This window comes from Propionicimonas sp., assembly GCF_034927565.1.
Classification (GTDB): Bacteria; Actinomycetota; Actinomycetes; order Propionibacteriales; family Propionibacteriaceae; genus Propionicimonas.
Genome location: NZ_JAYFPT010000015.1, coordinates 18,473 through 33,401, shown reverse-complemented (window position 1 = coordinate 33,401; position 14,929 = coordinate 18,473). Strand labels below are relative to the sequence as shown.

The 14,929-nt window shown below is 69.8% G+C and carries 16 protein-coding genes; 9 read left to right on the top strand and 7 right to left on the bottom strand.

The window, feature by feature from the left end; all coding sequences use genetic code 11:
* Both VB080_RS04435 and VB080_RS04430 read right to left on the bottom strand, forming a co-directional pair.
* Entirely contained in the window at window positions 1–1,908 is a 1,908-nt protein-coding gene (locus VB080_RS04435) for a prolyl oligopeptidase family serine peptidase (RefSeq protein WP_323417222.1), read from the bottom strand.
* Between the two features lie 96 nt (window positions 1,909–2,004).
* The gene (locus VB080_RS04430) at window positions 2,005–2,196 is read right to left on the bottom strand and encodes a hypothetical protein (RefSeq protein ID WP_323417221.1); all 192 of its coding nucleotides are present in this window, start codon (window positions 2,194–2,196) and stop codon (window positions 2,005–2,007) included.
* Window positions 2,197–2,274: 78 nt separating this feature from the next.
* Between VB080_RS04430 and VB080_RS04425 the strand changes: the two genes are divergently transcribed.
* On the top strand, window positions 2,275–4,467 hold the full coding sequence (locus tag VB080_RS04425) for a DNA gyrase/topoisomerase IV subunit B (protein WP_416339598.1): 2,193 nt from the start codon (window positions 2,275–2,277) through the stop codon (window positions 4,465–4,467).
* 7 nt (window positions 4,468–4,474) lie between these two features.
* Here the strand turns inward: VB080_RS04425 and VB080_RS04420 are convergent, their stop codons facing one another.
* The 3 genes from VB080_RS04420 to VB080_RS04410 form a co-directional block, all read right to left on the bottom strand.
* Window positions 4,475–4,966: a carbonic anhydrase gene (locus VB080_RS04420; protein ID WP_323417219.1), complete on the bottom strand. Its 492-nt coding sequence runs from the start codon at window positions 4,964–4,966 to the stop codon at window positions 4,475–4,477.
* 9 nt (window positions 4,967–4,975) lie between these two features.
* Window positions 4,976–7,423, bottom strand: a complete 2,448-nt coding sequence (locus tag VB080_RS04415; RefSeq protein ID WP_323417218.1) for a DNA topoisomerase IV subunit A — start codon at window positions 7,421–7,423, stop codon at window positions 4,976–4,978.
* A 95-nt stretch (window positions 7,424–7,518) separates the two neighbouring features.
* On the bottom strand, window positions 7,519–8,556 hold the full coding sequence (locus VB080_RS04410) for an App1 family protein (protein WP_323417217.1): 1,038 nt from the start codon (window positions 8,554–8,556) through the stop codon (window positions 7,519–7,521).
* A 56-nt stretch (window positions 8,557–8,612) separates the two neighbouring features.
* Between VB080_RS04410 and VB080_RS04405 the strand changes: the two genes are divergently transcribed.
* The 3 genes from VB080_RS04405 to VB080_RS04395 are packed head-to-tail and all read left to right on the top strand — an operon-like array spanning window position 8,613 to window position 10,982.
* Window positions 8,613–9,200: a DUF5998 family protein gene (locus tag VB080_RS04405; RefSeq protein ID WP_323417216.1), complete on the top strand. Its 588-nt coding sequence runs from the start codon at window positions 8,613–8,615 to the stop codon at window positions 9,198–9,200.
* Entirely contained in the window at window positions 9,197–10,318 is a 1,122-nt protein-coding gene (locus VB080_RS04400; RefSeq protein ID WP_323417215.1) for a nucleotide pyrophosphatase/phosphodiesterase family protein, read from the top strand. Before VB080_RS04405 ends, VB080_RS04400 begins: the two co-directional genes overlap by 4 nt.
* 22 nt (window positions 10,319–10,340) lie before the next feature.
* Window positions 10,341–10,982 carry a thymidine kinase gene (locus tag VB080_RS04395; protein ID WP_323417214.1) on the top strand — a complete coding sequence of 214 codons (642 nt, stop codon included), beginning with the start codon at window positions 10,341–10,343 and terminating at the stop codon, window positions 10,980–10,982.
* A 34-nt stretch (window positions 10,983–11,016) separates the two neighbouring features.
* Here the strand turns inward: VB080_RS04395 and sepH are convergent, their stop codons facing one another.
* Complete coding sequence (sepH, locus tag VB080_RS04390) at window positions 11,017–12,033, bottom strand: septation protein SepH (RefSeq protein WP_323417274.1); 1,017 nt, start codon at window positions 12,031–12,033, stop codon at window positions 11,017–11,019.
* A 167-nt stretch (window positions 12,034–12,200) separates the two neighbouring features.
* Here sepH and VB080_RS04385 point away from each other — a divergent pair, with 167 nt between their 5' ends.
* Window positions 12,201–12,497 carry a DUF4193 domain-containing protein gene (locus VB080_RS04385; RefSeq protein ID WP_323417213.1) on the top strand — a complete coding sequence of 99 codons (297 nt, stop codon included), beginning with the start codon at window positions 12,201–12,203 and terminating at the stop codon, window positions 12,495–12,497.
* On the opposite strand, the gene VB080_RS04380 is transcribed toward VB080_RS04385, so the two are convergent.
* The gene (locus VB080_RS04380) at window positions 12,457–12,756 is read right to left on the bottom strand and encodes a DUF4235 domain-containing protein (protein WP_323417212.1); all 300 of its coding nucleotides are present in this window, start codon (window positions 12,754–12,756) and stop codon (window positions 12,457–12,459) included. The two genes, VB080_RS04385 and VB080_RS04380, sit on opposite strands and share 41 nt — an antisense overlap.
* Before the next feature lie 78 nt (window positions 12,757–12,834).
* On the opposite strand from VB080_RS04380, the gene VB080_RS04375 reads away from it, so the two are divergent.
* From VB080_RS04375 to VB080_RS04360, 4 genes are read left to right on the top strand one after another with little or no spacing between them, the layout of a single operon-like run.
* Entirely contained in the window at window positions 12,835–13,281 is a 447-nt protein-coding gene (locus VB080_RS04375; RefSeq protein WP_323417211.1) for a DUF3093 domain-containing protein, read from the top strand.
* Window positions 13,278–13,763 carry a dUTP diphosphatase gene (gene dut / locus VB080_RS04370; protein WP_323417210.1) on the top strand — a complete coding sequence of 162 codons (486 nt, stop codon included), beginning with the start codon at window positions 13,278–13,280 and terminating at the stop codon, window positions 13,761–13,763. The genes VB080_RS04375 and dut overlap by 4 nt, the downstream gene beginning before the upstream one ends.
* Before the next feature lie 16 nt (window positions 13,764–13,779).
* Window positions 13,780–14,550, top strand: a complete 771-nt coding sequence (locus VB080_RS04365) for a DUF3710 domain-containing protein (protein ID WP_323417209.1) — start codon at window positions 13,780–13,782, stop codon at window positions 14,548–14,550.
* Complete coding sequence (locus VB080_RS04360) at window positions 14,551–14,919, top strand: OB-fold nucleic acid binding domain-containing protein (RefSeq protein ID WP_323417208.1); 369 nt, start codon at window positions 14,551–14,553, stop codon at window positions 14,917–14,919.
* Window positions 14,920–14,929 lie beyond the last annotated feature (10 nt).

Genomic DNA, 14,929 nt, shown 5'->3' with positions numbered 1-14,929 from the left:
TCAGCGCAGGTCGAGGGCGGGCAGGTCGTCGGCCGGAGTGAAGCCGTGCACCCGTCCCAGGAAGGCCAGAGCGGCCTGGGCGGTGGCGCTGATGTTCTCCGCGGCGCGGAATCCGTGGCCTTCGCCCTCGAACAGCAGGTAGGCGACCGGCAGCCCCTTGCCGCGGACGGCGGACACCATCTGCTCGGCCTGGTCGGGCGGCACCACCTTGTCCTCGGTGCCCTGCAGGATCAGCATCGGGCAGTTCAGCCCGTCGAGGTGGTAGAGCGGGGAGCGTTCCAGATAGACCTCGCGTCCGGCAGGGTAGGGCGCCACCAGACTGTCGAGGTAGCGGCTCTCGAACTTGTGGGTATCGGTGGCCAGCGCTTCCAGGTCGCCGATCCCGTAGAGGCTGATTCCGGCGGCGAAGACATCGGTGAAGGTGAGGGCCGCCAAGGTGGTGTAGCCGCCCGCCGAGCCGCCCCGGATCGACAACCGGTCGCCGTCGGCCAGACCGCGCTCCACCAGGGCGAGTGCGCCGTCGGAGCAGTCGCGGACGTCGGTGATGCCCCAGCTGCCCTTCAGTCGCTCCCGGTAGGCCCGCCCGAAGCCGGCCGAGCCGCTGTAGTTCACGTCCAGGATGCCGATCCCGCGGGAGGTCCAGAACTGGGTGGCGATGCGGAACTCGGGGCTGGAGAAGCCGGTCGGCCCACCGTGGCTCCAGACCTGGACGGGCGGCAACTCGCCATCCGGCGCGGTGAAGGCAGGATTGGTGGGCGGGTAGTACCAGGCGTGCACCTCGCCGTCCGGGCTCGCCCAACTGACCGGTTGCGCGCGGGAGATCAGGGCGGGGTCGAGGACGCGGTCGGAGCTGGTCCGCACCGGCGTCAGGGCTCGGGTCGTCCAGTCGACCTCCACAAGTGCCGCTGGCCGGTCGGCATAGCCGAGCAGGGCCAGGGTGCGCTGCCCGTGGCCGCTGACCAGCACCGACACCGCGTCGGACTCGATCAGCTCCAGTCGTGCCGGTGCGTCCGGGCCGTGGTGGAGAACGGCCAGTGAGCCGAACCCGTGCACCAGCGGACTGCAGCCGATCCGGCCGGCGTCGATGATGCTGTAGGGCGCCGGGGCGAGCGTCCAGGCCGGTCCGCAGAACTCGCAGGGTGCTTCGTAGAGCAGGCCGGTGGCCTCGCCGTCCCAGCGGTAGAAGTTCCAGAAGCCGGTCTGGTCGGCGAGGAAGACCAGCGAACCGTCCGGTGACCAGGCCGGGTAGAGCGCCGCGACGCCATCGCCACCGCCGACGCTGACGGCCGAGGCCAGGTCGGCCAACGGAGCCACCTTGAGCCGGGTCGCGTCCCAGGGCATGGCGGGGTGGTCCCACTCCACCCAGGCCAGTCGCCCGTCGGGGCTGAGCACCGGGTGGGCGTAGAAGTCGGCTCCGCTGACCAGCACCCGGCCGCCCTCGGGGTTGGCGGAGTCGAGGTCGAGTGCCACGATCGTGGTGATCGGCTCGGCAGCAGCCACGGTGTGGTCCTCGCGGACCGCCAGGACCAGCCGCCGGGCCGGGTCGAGGAAGAGAGCCGCGTATCGCCACGGACCGCCCGGGGCGAAGCGGCGGGTGGTGCCGTCGGTCTCGATCACGTGCAGTGAGCCCTCTGGCCAGGCGGAGTACACCACGACACCGGCGGCAACCGTCCAGTCGCCGCCGCCGTACTCGTTCACCCCGGTGCGGACATACCCTTGGGGAGTGAGTTCGACGCGTCCGCGTGCGTCCTCACGCCACAGTCCGACCCGTCCGGCCTGTTCGGGATGGGCCTGCGTCCAGTACCGAACGCCGTCGTCCACGATCCCGCCGGCCAGGCTGACAGTGGCGGCGGTCAGGTCGTCGGCGGTGATGGGGGAGGCCCAGGCTCCATACGGTGCTTCGCTCACCCGATCACCCTAACCGCTCATCATGGGTCGAAGCCCCGGCACAAACAACGTGGCCCCGGCTGTTCGAACCGGGGCCACGTGCGTGAAGTCGGGGACTCAGGAGAGCTTGCTCGTCTCGTCGTGAATCTTCAGCGCGACCTGGCTCAGCTTGGCCGAGTGGGCGCGGCCGTGGTGGCCACAGAAGAGCAGTTCGCCGCCGGAGGAGAGGGTTACCCGGACATACGCCTGGGCGCCACAACGATCGCAGCGATCGGCTGCCGTCAGACCTTCCAGAACTGGTGCACTCATCGTTGCTCCTCACTCTCTCGCTGGTTCTCACCATCTCGTCGCCGGTACAACGTCGAGGGCGATGGATTCGTTCCCGCCATGCCCCTCCCGGCACCATCCATTCTAGGCGCTTGCGGGGACAGTGTCCGGGAAGCCCGACACCGTAACCCAACCTCCACCGAACTGTCACCGTGCCGAGATAATCTCCTCGGCGTGACGACGAAGAATCCCCTGGCCGCAGAAGGCCGAGACTACGAGGCCCGGCACCTGCTCGTACTCGAAGGTCTGGAGGCCGTCCGCAAGCGGCCCGCGATGTACATCGGCTCCACCGACACCCGGGGCCTGATGCACTGCCTGTGGGAGATCATCGACAACGCGGTGGACGAGGCGCTGGCCGGGTTCGGCAAGAAGATCGACATCCGGCTCGCCGCCGACGGCAGCGTGGTCGTCCATGACCGCGCCCGCGGTATCCCGGTCGACAACGAACCCAAGACCGGCCTCAGCGGGGTCGAGGTGGTCTTCACCAAGCTGCACGCCGGCGGCAAGTTCGGTGCCGGCTCGTACAACGCCACCGGCGGCCTGCACGGTGTCGGCGCGTCCGTGGTGAACGCGCTGTCGTCCCGGCTCGACGTCGAGGTCGACCGCGGCGGCACAACCCACGCGATGAGCTTCCGCCGCGGCGTGCCCGGTGTCTTCGACGGCGACGGACCGACAGTGCCGTTCACCCCGGGTGGCGGTCTGCGCAAGGTCGGCCGGACGGCGAAGGGCGCCACCGGTACCCGGGTGCGCTACTGGCCTGATCGGCAGATCTTCCTGCCGGACGCCCAGCTCTCGCTGAAGCATCTGCTCGACCGCGCCCGGCAGACCAGTTTCCTGGTGCCCGGGCTCGAGCTGGTGGTCACCGACAGCCGGGACGGCACCGACACCACCGAGACCTTCAAGCACGACGGCGGCATCTCGGAGTTCTGCGACTACCTGGCCACCGATCCGCCGGTCACCGAGGTGATCCGGTTGCGCGGTTCGGACAGCTTCAGTGAAACCGTCCCGATGCTGGACGACAGCGGCTCGATGACCCCCACCGACGTTGAGCGGAACCTCGATGTCGACATCGCGGTGCGCTGGGGAACCGGCTACGAGTCGAAGCTGACCTCCTTTGTCAACATCATCGCCACACCCAAGGGCGGCACGCACGTCGCGGGCTTCGAACGCGGCCTGGTGCGCGCCTTCGGCCGCTCGCTGGACGGCACCCGGCTGCTGAAGAACGGCGAGGAGGTGCTCAAGGACGACATCCTGGAGGGCCTCACCGCCGTGGTGACAGTCAGCCTGGCCGAGCCTCAGTTCGAGGGCCAGACCAAGGAGGTGCTCGGTACCCCGCCGGTCTCCCGGCTGGTCACCCGGATCGTGGAGAGCGAACTGACCGACTTCCTGACCTCGACCAGGGCCGCCCAGCGTCCCCAGGCCCGGGCGGTGATGGAGAAGGTGGTCGGGGCCTCGCGCACCCGGGTCGCCGCCCGCGCCCACAAGGAGGCGCAGCGGCGCAAGAACGCCCTGGAGTCGAGTTCGCTGCCGACCAAGCTGGCCGACTGCCGCAGCACCGATCTCGACCGCACCGAACTGTTCATCGTCGAGGGCAACTCGGCGCTCGGCACTGCGAAACTGGCCCGTGATTCGGAGTTCCAGGCGCTCCTGCCGATCCGTGGCAAGATCCTCAATGTTCAGAAGGCCTCGGTCGGCGACATGCTGAAGAACCTTGAATGTGCCTCCATCATCCAGGTGGTGGGGGCGGGCTCGGGCCGGACCTTCGACATCGACCAGGCCCGGTACTCCAAGGTCATCTTCATGGCCGACGCCGACGCCGACGGCGCCCACATCCGCACCCTGCTGGCGACCCTGTTCTTCAAGTACATGCGGCCGATGATCGAGCACGGCCGGGTCTACACCGCCGTGCCGCCGCTGCACCGGTTCGAGCTGACCAATCCCCGCAAGGGCCAGGAGAAGTACCTCTACACCTACAACGAGGCCGAGTACCGCCGCACGCTGGCCGAGCTGACCAAGCGAGGAGTCGGGTTCAAGCAGCCGCAGCGCTACAAGGGGCTGGGGGAGATGGACGCCGACCAGCTCGCCGACACCACGATGAACCCCCGGCACCGCACGCTGCGCCGGATCACCATCGACGACGCCGAACTGGCGGCGACTACCTTCGACAAGCTGATGGGCAATGACGTGGCGCCGCGCAAGCAGTTCCTGATCGAAGGGGCCTACGCCCTGGATGCCGAGCGCATCGACGCCTGAGCGCTGCTCAGCACAGCTGTTCCAGCAGTCCGCTCTCGACGTCATAGCGGAAGCCGCCGACATCGGCCCGTCCCTGGATCAGCGGGTGGCTGGCCAGCAGATCGACATCGCTGCGCAGCCGTCCCAGCTGGTCGGGATCACCGCCGAACTCCAGGCCGGCGGTGTCGAGGCCACTGGCCTCGGCGATCTGGCGCCGCAGCGTGTCGTCGTCGTTGGCCATCGCGCAGCGGGTGTGGGCGACCACCAGGATGCGGTTGACCCGCAGCAGCTGGACGGCCAGCACGCAGCCGGCCAGGGCGTCGGCGGTGACATGGCCGCCCGGGGTGCGCAGGATCTTCGCCTCACCGAGGTGCAGGCCGATCATCTCCAGCGGCTGCAGTCGCGAGTCCATGCAGGTGACCACGGCGACCCCGGCATGGGCGTAGCCGTCGAAGCTGCGGGGCGCGGAGACCGCGTAGCGGCGGTTGGCGGCCAGCAGATCGTCAAAGCTCGAGACCATGGGCACACCCTAGCCGTGGTAGCGGGAGCCGATCGCGGCGATCGGCTGGCCGGCGGGGGTACCGGAGGCGTCCCGCCGGGGGTCGGGCTGGGGGAGGTCGATGGGGGACCCGGAAGCCGCCGCGGCAATCGCCGGTTCGGGGCCGACCCAGGCGGCGAGCAGGGTGTCCTCGCCCTTCAGGAAGGCGTGGCAGCGCACCCCGCCGGTCGCCCGGCCCTTGCCCGGGTACTGCGCGAACGGGGTGACCTTCGCCCGCCCGGCCTCGGTCCCCGGCAGCGCGGCCGAGGAGCCGGACACCGAGACCACCACCGCGTCGGCGCTGGGCGAGGCACCGAAGAAGATCGCCCGTGCTCCGGCCGACAGCCGGACGCCCGCCATCCCGCCGCCGGAGCGTCCCTGCGGCCGCACGCCGGCGGCAGGGAAGTGGAGCAACTGGGCGTCGGAGGTGATGAAGACCAGCTCGTCCAGATCATGCAGCAGTTCGACCGCACCGACCACCTGGTCGCCGTCCTCAAGCCGGATGATCTCCCAGGCGTCCTTGCTGAGCAGCTCGGGGTTCACTCGTTTGACCACGCCGTTCGCCGTGCCCAGCGCCCAGCCGGCGGTGTCGGCGGTCAGGCTGGTCAGACCCAGGATGCGCTCGCCGGGGGCGAGTTCCAGCAGCTCTGAGGCGAGCGAGCCGCCCTGCAGGCTCGGAGCCGAGGCGGTGAGCGGGACGCTGGGCAGGTCGATCGCCTGGCCGCGGACCAGCCGGCCGTGGCTGGTCAGCACGCCGAACTCGCCGCGGGCCGTGGTCCTCGCGGTGGCCAGGATCAGGTCGTGCACCCCGCGCGGGCCGGAACTGGGCAGCGGCGCATCGGAGTCGGTGCGTGCCAGCAGCCCGGCGGAGGAGAGCATCACCCAGCAGGGGTCGTCGGCGATCTCCAGCGGTGCCGCCTTGGCGGCGGTGACCACCGTCCCGGCCGAGGCCAGCAGGACGGTGCGCCGCGGGGTGCCGTGGCTGCGGGCCACCTCGTCCAACTCGTCGGCGACCACCTCGCGCTGCCGCTGCTCGGAGTCCAGGATGGCCTGCAGCTCGGCGATGGTCTCCCACAGCTTGTCCCGTTCGGCCTCCAGCTCGATCCGGCTGAACTTCGTCAACCGGCGCAACTGCATGTCGAGGATGTAGTTGGTCTGGGTCTCGGTGAGTTCGAAGACCTCCATCAGCCGGGCCCGGGCGGCCGACGCGTCGTCGGAGGAGCGGATGATCGCGATCACGTCGTCGATGTCGACGATCGCGATCAGCAGGCCCTCGACCAGATGCAGGCGGTCGCTGGCCTTGCCCAGCAGGAACGCCGAGCGGCGCCGGATGACCTCCACCCGGTGCCGCAGGTAGACCTCCAGGGCGTCCTTCAGCGACAGCGTGGACGGCTGCCCGTCCACCAGGGCGACCATGTTGATCCCGAAGGAGTCCTCCAGCTTGGTCAGCCGGTACAACTCCTCCAGGAGGGCCTCGGGGTTGAAGCCGTTCTTGACCTCGATCACCAGCCGGGTGCCGTTGGCCAGGTCGGTGAGGTCCTTGATGTCGCTGATGCCCTGCAGCTTCTTGGACTGCACCAGGGTCTTCACCTGCTCGATGATCCGCTCCGGGCCGATCATGTAGGGAAGCTCGGTGACCACGATCCCGCGGCGGCGGGCATGCACCTGCTCGACCCGCGCGGTGGCCCGCACCCTGAACACCCCGCGTCCGGTCTGATAGGCCTCGCGGATACCGTCCAGGCCGACGATCTTGCCGCCGGCCGGCAGGTCGGGCCCCGGGACGTACTTCATCAGGTCGTCGACCGAGGCCTCGGGGTGCTTCAGCAGATGTTTGCAGGCCTGGACGGTCTCGACCAGGTTGTGCGGCGGGATGTTGGTGGCCATGCCCACCGCGATCCCGGTGGAACCGTTGACCAGCAGGTTCGGGAAGGCGGCCGGCAGCACGGACGGCTCGGTCTCCTTGCCGTCGTAGTTGGGCCGGAAGTCGACAGTGTCCTGGTCGAGGCCGGCGGTCATCGCCAGCGCCGCCGGCGCCATCCGGCACTCGGTGTAGCGCATCGCGGCGGGGCCGGAGTCGAGCGAGCCGAAGTTGCCGTGGCCGTCCACCACCGGCAGCCGCATCGCCCACGGCTGGCCGAGGCGAACCAGCGCGTCGTAGATCGCGGCGTCGCCGTGCGGATGCAACTGGCCCATCACCTGGCCGACCACCCGGGCGCACTTCACATGGGCGACGTGGGGACGGATGCCCATGTCGTCCATGGTGTAGAGGATGCGCCGCTGCACCGGCTTGAGCCCGTCGCGGGCATCGGGCAGCGCGCGGGCATAGATCACCGAGTAGGCGTACTCGAGGAAGCTGGTCTCCATCTCCGTCGAGACGTCCACATCGATGATGCGTTCAGCTACCTCGTCCTCGGTCGATGGTGGCGGTTTTGCAGCCATGGTTCCTCACATCTGTCCTGCCCCCGGGGCGCGGAGGCCACTTGATTCTGCCAAGGATCGGCGCCCGCCCGGCGCAACCGGGCCGTGTCAGCGGGTCAGGTGAGTTCCGGCAGGTCCCGCAACTGGGCGAGCAGGCCGCGGCCGTCCGGAGCGGTGTAGACCCCGATGCCGCAGGGCAGCCCGCGTCCCTCCTCCTCCAGCGCGGTGGCAGAGCCGTGGGCCAGCAGTTGTTCGGCAGGGGAGAGTTGCCGGATCGCGATTGCTCGCACCCGGTCGGGCGCCAACTGGGCGAACTCGCTGTAGAGCGCGAGGTCGTGCTGGCCGTCGTCGCCGACCAGCAGCCAGCGGATCTCGGGGAAGTCCCGGGTCAGTTGCAGCATGGTCTCGCGCTTGTGTGCCGGGCCGGAGCGGAACCAGCCGGTGTTGGTCGGCCCCCAGTCGGTCATCAACCGTGGCCCGTGCGGATAGGCGTGACGAGTCAGGAAACGGGAGAGGAAGTCGTGGGTGTTCCACGCTCCGGTGGAGATGTACACCACCGGGGCCCCGGGGTGCTGCCTGAGCAGTTCGGTGTACAGCCGGGCCATTCCCGGCACCGCCTGGCGGGCGGACTCGTCGCGGATGAAGGTGTTCCAGGCGGCGATCATCGGCCGCGGCAGCAAGGTGGTGATGATCGTGTCGTCGATGTCGGAGATGATCCCGAACCGCTGGTCGTCGGCGACGATGTGCACGTCGGCCAGCGCCTGCGCGGACTCGGCGCTGCGCACCGGCACCTGCCGCCAGCCGGGTTCGAGGCCGTGGTTGCGCACCCGCTCGTCGAAGTACCCACCCCGGTCGGTGGTGGTACTGATCACCTGGCCGCCGACCTCGATGGTGATCGCGGCCCGGACGACGGCCGCGGTGAAGAAGTTGCGGAAGCCGCGCCGCCGGACGAACTCCTCGGTGGCCCGGCCGATCCCGGTGTGGGCGCGTCCGGGGACCAGGACCACCCGTCCGAGCAACCGCAGACTGGCAGCGGTGCCGTAGCCGGTGTAGCAGATCACCTGCTCCCGCCAGCCGAACGAGCGCATCACCCGCTCGACCCAGCGGTCGAGAACCTCCTCGATCCGTGCCGCGATGAAGGGACGGGTGCTCACGGCCCACCACCTTAGCCAATTGCCCGCTCACGCTGGCGGCGTGGAAAGATGGGCCGGTGCCCAACAGACATGGTCCGGCGCTTCCGGCAGCGCTGACGGACGAGATTCGCGACTGCGGCTACTTCCCGGAACTGATCGCGGACGCGATCGCGCGGGCGCGCGGCCCCGAGCAGGTCGAGGGCTACCTGGTACACCACGAGGCGACCTTCAACCGCGACGAGATCCAGCGGCACCTGTCCGTGCTGCTGCTCACCCCGACCCGGCTGCTGGTTGGCCACACCGACGAGAACGAGGCGCCGGGCGAGCCCGTGCAGGCGCTGACCACCACCGAGTCGGTGCCGCTGGGCAGGGTCGGGTCGGTGGCGCTCAGCCAGGTGGTGTCCAACCCGGAGTCCTACGGCACCCGCCGTGCCAAGGTGGTCGAGGCCTGGCTGACCATCGGCTGGGGCACCATGCGCAGGATCGACCTGCTCCCCGCCCAGTGCGACGATCCCACCTGCGAGGCCGACCACGGCTACACCGGTGACCTGGCCAACGACGACCTCACGGTGCGGATCAGCGCAGCCGCCGACGGCGAGGCCAAGGTCAACCAGCTGATCGAGTTCAGCACCCAACTGCAGCTGGCCACCGGCATCACCCGATGACCGCTCCCGTCATCCCCGCCTACGGCAGCCGCACGCTGGCCGAGTTGCTGCCGAGTCTGGGTGCGCACCTCGGCGTGGCCGGGGCAGTGGACCGGCTCGGTATCGCCGAGGCCCAGCGCTACGTGGTGCTGCTGGTGGACGGCCTGGGCTGGGAACAGCGGGACTGGTGGCAGGGGACAGCCCCGTTCCTGAGCGACCTCGCCGACAACGCGGTGCCGATCACCTCGGGTGTCCCCAGCACCACCTCGACCAGCATCACCAGCCTGGGTACCGGGCTGGCGCCGGGAGAGCACGGCATTGCCGGCTACGCCTTCTACTACCGTCCGATCGGCGGCGTGCTCAACGCCCTGCAGTGGGCGCCCGGGGTGCACGGCCTGGACGTCCAGCCGCAGCTCACCTACTTCGAACGGCTGGGTTCGGCTGGTGTCCGCACCCAGGCGGTGTGCCCGGCTCGGTTCGAGGGCAGCGGCCTGACCACCGTGGCGCTGCGCGGGCCGGGATTCATCGGGGTGCAGGACGAGGAGGACCACCCGCGCCGGGTGGAACTCGCCCGGGACGCGGCCCTGAGTGCCGAACCCTCCCTCACCTATGTCTACGAACGCTCGCTGGACCATACCGGGCACGGCTTCGGGGTGGGGTCACCGCAATGGCTGGCGACGCTGGCCCGCTGCGATGCCCTGGCGTCCGCGCTGCGTGAGGCGCTGCCCGCCGACGTCCGGCTGGTGATCACCGGCGACCACGGGATGGTGAACGTCCCGGTCGACGAGCGCCTGCTGGCCGAAGACGAGCCCGGCCTGCTGCGCGATGTCACCAACTTCGCCGGCGAGGGCCGGTTGCGGCAGCTCTACACCGTCCCCGGACAGGTGGCGGCGGTCGCCCGGCGCTGGCAGGACCGGCTGGGTGACCGCGCCTGGGTGTTGACCAGGGACGAGGCCTTCGATGCCGGCTGGTTCGGCCCCCGCAACCCGCGGGTGGCCGACCGCTTCGGCGACGTCCTGGTAGCGATGCAGGGCAGCGCAGCGGTGATGACCAGAAGCCTGCCGAAGGAACTGACGCTGGTGGGCATGCACGGCTCGCTGACGGCCGCCGAGGTGGCAGTCCCGCTGCTGGTGGCCTGACGCCGGGGGAAGGAACGTCGCGATGGCTGAACTCGTCTACTTCACCGGTCCGATGGACTGCGGGAAGTCGACCCTTGCCCTGCAGATCGCCTATACCGAGACCGAGGCGGGCAGGTCCGGCCGATTGTTCACCGAGGGGGACCGTACCGGGCTGGCGATGATCACCTCACGGATTGGGCTGGCCCGGGCCGCCGTGCTGGTGGAGGAGAGTCTGGACTTCTGGGAGTACGTCGTCGCGGAGCTGTCGGCCGGTCAGCGGCTGGACTTCCTGGTCTGCGACGAGGCCCAGTTCTACACCCCGGGGCAGATCGACCAGTTGGCCAGGATCGCCGACGAACTCGGCATCGAGGTCTTCTGCTTCGGGATCCTCACCGACTTCCGCACCGCGATGTTCCCGGCCTCCCGCCGGTTGGTCGAACTCTGCGACCGGATGGAGGTCCTGCAGGTGCGCCCGCGATGCTGGTGTGGTGCGCCGGCCACCCACAACGCACGCACCGTCGACGGCGTGATGGTGGTCGAGGGCGACCAGGTGGTGGTGGGCGATACCGGGGCGTCGAATGGGGTCGTCTCCTACCAGGTGCTGTGCCGGCGGCATCACCGGCTGCGGATGACCGCCCAGGTGGCCAAGGCCGATCCGACGCCCGACCCGTTGCCGTTCGAGTAGGCCCGCCGGGCTCGACCAGCGGTGCGAACCGAGGCTAGGGCTGCTTGGGCGAGCCGAACATGATCTCGTCCCAACTGGGGACGTGCGCCCGCCGGCGCTTCGACTTCCCCTTCGGCTCGGGCTCCGGGGCGGGTTCGGCCTCCGGCTCGAGCGCCTCGGTCAGCGTGGGCTGCTCAGCATCGGCCGACGCCTGCTCCTCCTCGGACGCCGCAGGGGCGCGTTCGTCCAGCACCGGGGTGGCGGCGGCATCGGCGTCGGTGCGCAGCAGGCCGGAGTAGATCTGGACGGAGTCCTCGTCGAAGGCGGACAGCATGTCGTAGAGCACGTCGATCCCGCCGGTGGCGTCGGTGACGATGTCGTACACCCCGTCCACCTCGGTCAGCTCACCCTCGGCGTAGGCGTCCTCGGTGTCGGCATCACCGTCGTCTGGGCCGTCGATCGGCGCGGTGTCCTCCGGCTCCGCACCGGGCTGCACGACCCGCACCAGGGCCAGGTCGTCGTTCAGCCCGACCGTCGGCTCTGCCTCTCCTGCCACTGCCACGCTGGGCAGCGCATCCTGCTGGGCCGGCGGGTGCAGGCCCAGCAACCACCGGGCGTCGTCATTGTCGGGCACCGAGAACCTGCCGGCCTGGTCGTAGGTGAACAGGGCGGTGTGGTCGGTCCTGCCCGCGGTCCAGGTGACCTGCACGGTCCAGCGTCGTCCCTCGGACTTCCAGGAATCCCAGTCGACGGAGTCCACATCGACCTGGCGAGGAAGCAGCCGGTCGGTCACGATCGCGCCCAGGGTGCGGTGCGGGATGGTCTCCCCGCCCCGCCGGACGGGGTGCTGCTGGGCCTGGCCGGCGATGTGTTCGCGCTCGGCGATCACCGGCACGGCGAAGGCCTCGACGCGTTCCGGATCCATGCCGGAATCGCGTGCCACGTCGTCGACGGACTCACCAGCCCTGATCCGGGTCTGGATCTCCCTCGGCGTGAGACTTGCCATCTGCGACTCTCCAGCGTGCGTGTGCGGGTGCTGATCTGTGGGTAACCTACCAAGCCCGGCGGTGATCCGTTCCCAACCGGGCCGAACGAGCTGCCAGTTGGGCGTTACCGGAGGCGATCGACCCGGTCACCGCGACCGGGCTTGGTCCGATGTGATATGCATGCCTCGCACATCGAGCAATACCAGGCCGGAAACTTCCCCAGTCCTCCGGCGGAACGGACGGAATCACAGGTATGGCAACGGACTACGACGCCCCTCGCAAAACTGACGAAGAGAGCGAAGACAGCATTGAGGAGCTGAAGACCCGGCGCAACGACAAGAACTCGGGGAAGGTCGACGAGGACGAGGTCGAGGCTGCCGAAACCTTCGAGTTGCCCGGCGCCGATCTGTCCCACGAGGAGTTGACCGTCCGGGTGCTGCCCAGGCAGGCCGACGAGTTCACCTGTGCCTCCTGCTTCCTGGTGAAGCATCGCAGCCAGATCGCGATGGTCAAGGACGGGAAGTACTACTGCGTGGACTGCGCCGGCTGACCGGCCCACTCACCAGGCGCTGCCAGCTGCGCGAGGCGAACCGGTTGGCCAGGACGGACGCCACTGCCGCTCCGGCGGCGCTGGCCGCCGCCCAGATCGCCGCTCGGCGGGCTGACACCTCCGGGTCGTCGGCCCGGGGCGGTTCGTCTCCGGACAGCCGGCGCCACAGGACTTCGAGCAGCTTCGTCGCCACCAGTCCCGCGGCAGCACCCAGCAGTCCCGCGTAGGTCCGCTGCATCAGAGGGTTCGACTGCGCCATCTCGACCGGCCTCCTTCGGTGGGAGTTCGTGGCTCCCGTCGGCTCCATCCTAGGGTCGGCGTCCACTAGGTTGGGGGCGTGGTCTTTCGCGAGCGGCTCGGCGTCCCGGTTTCCTGGTGGGGGATCGGACTGTTCTTCGGGCTGAGTTTCGTGGTCGCGGTCGGGGTGGTGCTCGGTCCCTGGTTCGGTGTGGTGGGCACGGCGGTGGTGGTACTGGGGCTCGGCGTGGCGCTGTGGTGGTACGGCTCGGTCGTGGTGATCATCGACGATCAGGGGGTGCACGCCGGGAACGCGGTGCTGGAGTGGCCCTGGGTGGGCCAGGCCGTGGCGCTGGACGAGGCGGCAACCCGCCAGCGGCTGAGAGCCGGAGCCGATCCGCGGGCCTACCTGGTGACACGCGGCTACGTCCGCACGAGCGTGGAGATCACGGTTGCCGATCCGGATGATCCCCATCCGTTCTGGCTGGTCTCCAGCCGCCGTCCGGCCGAACTCGCCGAGGCGATCAGCGTTAGGATGCCTCGATGACCGGATGGCAGGACGAGGTGACGATCGGGCTGCAGCGCCTCGATCCCGAGGTTCCGCTGCCGCGCTACGCCCATCCCGGCGACGCTGGTGCCGACCTGGCCATCGCCGAGGACTGCACCCTCGCGCCGGGCGAACGACGGCTGGTGCGCACCGGGATCGCCGTCGCGATCCCGACCGGCTGGGTGGGGCTGGTCCACCCGCGTTCCGGACTGGCGGCGCGTCACGGCCTCACCATCGTGAACGCCCCCGGTACCATCGACGCCGGCTACCGGGGCGAGATCCTGGTCTGCCTGCTCAACACCGACGCCTCCCAGCCGATCAGGCTGGGCAAGGGCGATCTGATCGCACAGCTGGTGGTACAGCGGGTGGCGCGAGCCGCTTTCGTGCTCGCCGACGAACTGCCGCCGAGTGTGCGCGGGGACGGCGGGCACGGGTCCACCGGGGGAGTCCGGGGCTGGGACGGCCCCGCCAGGAACGACTGACACAGGAGATGACACAGTGAACTTTGGGCGCAGGCGCGGAAAGGCCGAGCCGGAACGGCCGGCGGACGAGAAGCTTCCGCCGGAGGCGGACCAGGAGACCGCACCGGAGGCGGAGGACCCCGACCTCATCGAGGTCGACCAGGAGGTCGACGAGCAGGAGGCCGACGAGCAGGACGATGCGGGTGAGTTCGACGACCTCGAGCCGGAGGCGGACGACGCGGACGAGGACCTGCGGGCTGACGGCCCGTTCGACTTCGACGAGGTCGACCTGGGCGTGGACGACGTCACCCGCGTTGACCTGGGCACCCTGATCGTCACGCCGTGGCCGGGGCTCAACCTGCAGTTGCAGGTGAACGAGGGCACCCGGCAGGTGCAGGCGCTGACCGGGGTGTGGCAGAAGTCCGGCCTGGAAGTGGCGTTGTTCGCCGCGCCCGCCAGCGGAGGCCTGGCCCGCGAACTCCGCGACGACATCATCGAGGAGGCGCAGCAGGCCGGTGGTACCGCCGAGGTCGCCCAGGGGCCGTTCGGTGCGGAGATCCGGCGGGTGCTGCCGCAGCAGGGGCCGAAGCACGAGCAGCTCTACCACGTCTCCCGGATCTGGTTTGCCGAGGGGCCGCGCTGGCTGCTCCGTGGCACCCTGCTCGGCGAGGCCGCGCTGGGACAGGATGAGACCAAGGCTGCGCCGTTCCTGGAGTTCTTCCGTAATCTGGTGGTACGCCGGGGCGACAAACCGATGGTGCCCGGCGAGCAGATGACGATGGAGCTTCCCAGGACGAAGGAGGCCTAGATGGCCAGGAGCAATCCGCTGCTCGACAGGCTGCGCCGCTGGGGGGCGTCGAACGCCGAACTGCAGGCCGAGGAGCGGCAGCGGGTTGCCGAGGCCGCCGGGGCGACCAGGATCGCCGACGCCGCCGACCGGCAACGGGTTCGGCTGCGTGGCTTCGTCACCGATCTCACCATGAAACCGCGCAACGGCACGCCCTGGCTGGAGGCCACCTTCAGTGACGGCTCCGAGGCGATCACTTTGATCTGGATGGGCCGCCGCGAGATCCCCGGGATCGACGCCGGGCGCGAGATGGCCGTCGAGGGACGGGTGTCGTACGTGGACGGCCAGCGCCGGATCTACAACCCGCTGTACCAGCTGATCGCCGGCTGAGGGCCGGCGA

Coding starts and splice junctions, on each gene's coding strand:
- VB080_RS04430 (WP_323417221.1), bottom strand. CDS start 2,196: ATGAGTGCACCAGTTCTGGAAGGTCTGACGGCAGCCGATCGCTGCGAT.
- VB080_RS04425 (WP_416339598.1), top strand. CDS start 2,275: ATGCCCCTCCCGGCACCATCCATTCTAGGCGCTTGCGGGGACAGTGTC.
- VB080_RS04420 (WP_323417219.1), bottom strand. CDS start 4,966: ATGGTCTCGAGCTTTGACGATCTGCTGGCCGCCAACCGCCGCTACGCG.
- VB080_RS04415 (WP_323417218.1), bottom strand. CDS start 7,423: ATGGCTGCAAAACCGCCACCATCGACCGAGGACGAGGTAGCTGAACGC.
- VB080_RS04400 (WP_323417215.1), top strand. CDS start 9,197: ATGACCGCTCCCGTCATCCCCGCCTACGGCAGCCGCACGCTGGCCGAG.
- VB080_RS04395 (WP_323417214.1), top strand. CDS start 10,341: ATGGCTGAACTCGTCTACTTCACCGGTCCGATGGACTGCGGGAAGTCG.
- VB080_RS04385 (WP_323417213.1), top strand. CDS start 12,201: ATGGCAACGGACTACGACGCCCCTCGCAAAACTGACGAAGAGAGCGAA.
- VB080_RS04380 (WP_323417212.1), bottom strand. CDS start 12,756: ATGGCGCAGTCGAACCCTCTGATGCAGCGGACCTACGCGGGACTGCTG.
- dut (WP_323417210.1), top strand. CDS start 13,278: ATGACCGGATGGCAGGACGAGGTGACGATCGGGCTGCAGCGCCTCGAT.
- VB080_RS04360 (WP_323417208.1), top strand. CDS start 14,551: ATGGCCAGGAGCAATCCGCTGCTCGACAGGCTGCGCCGCTGGGGGGCG.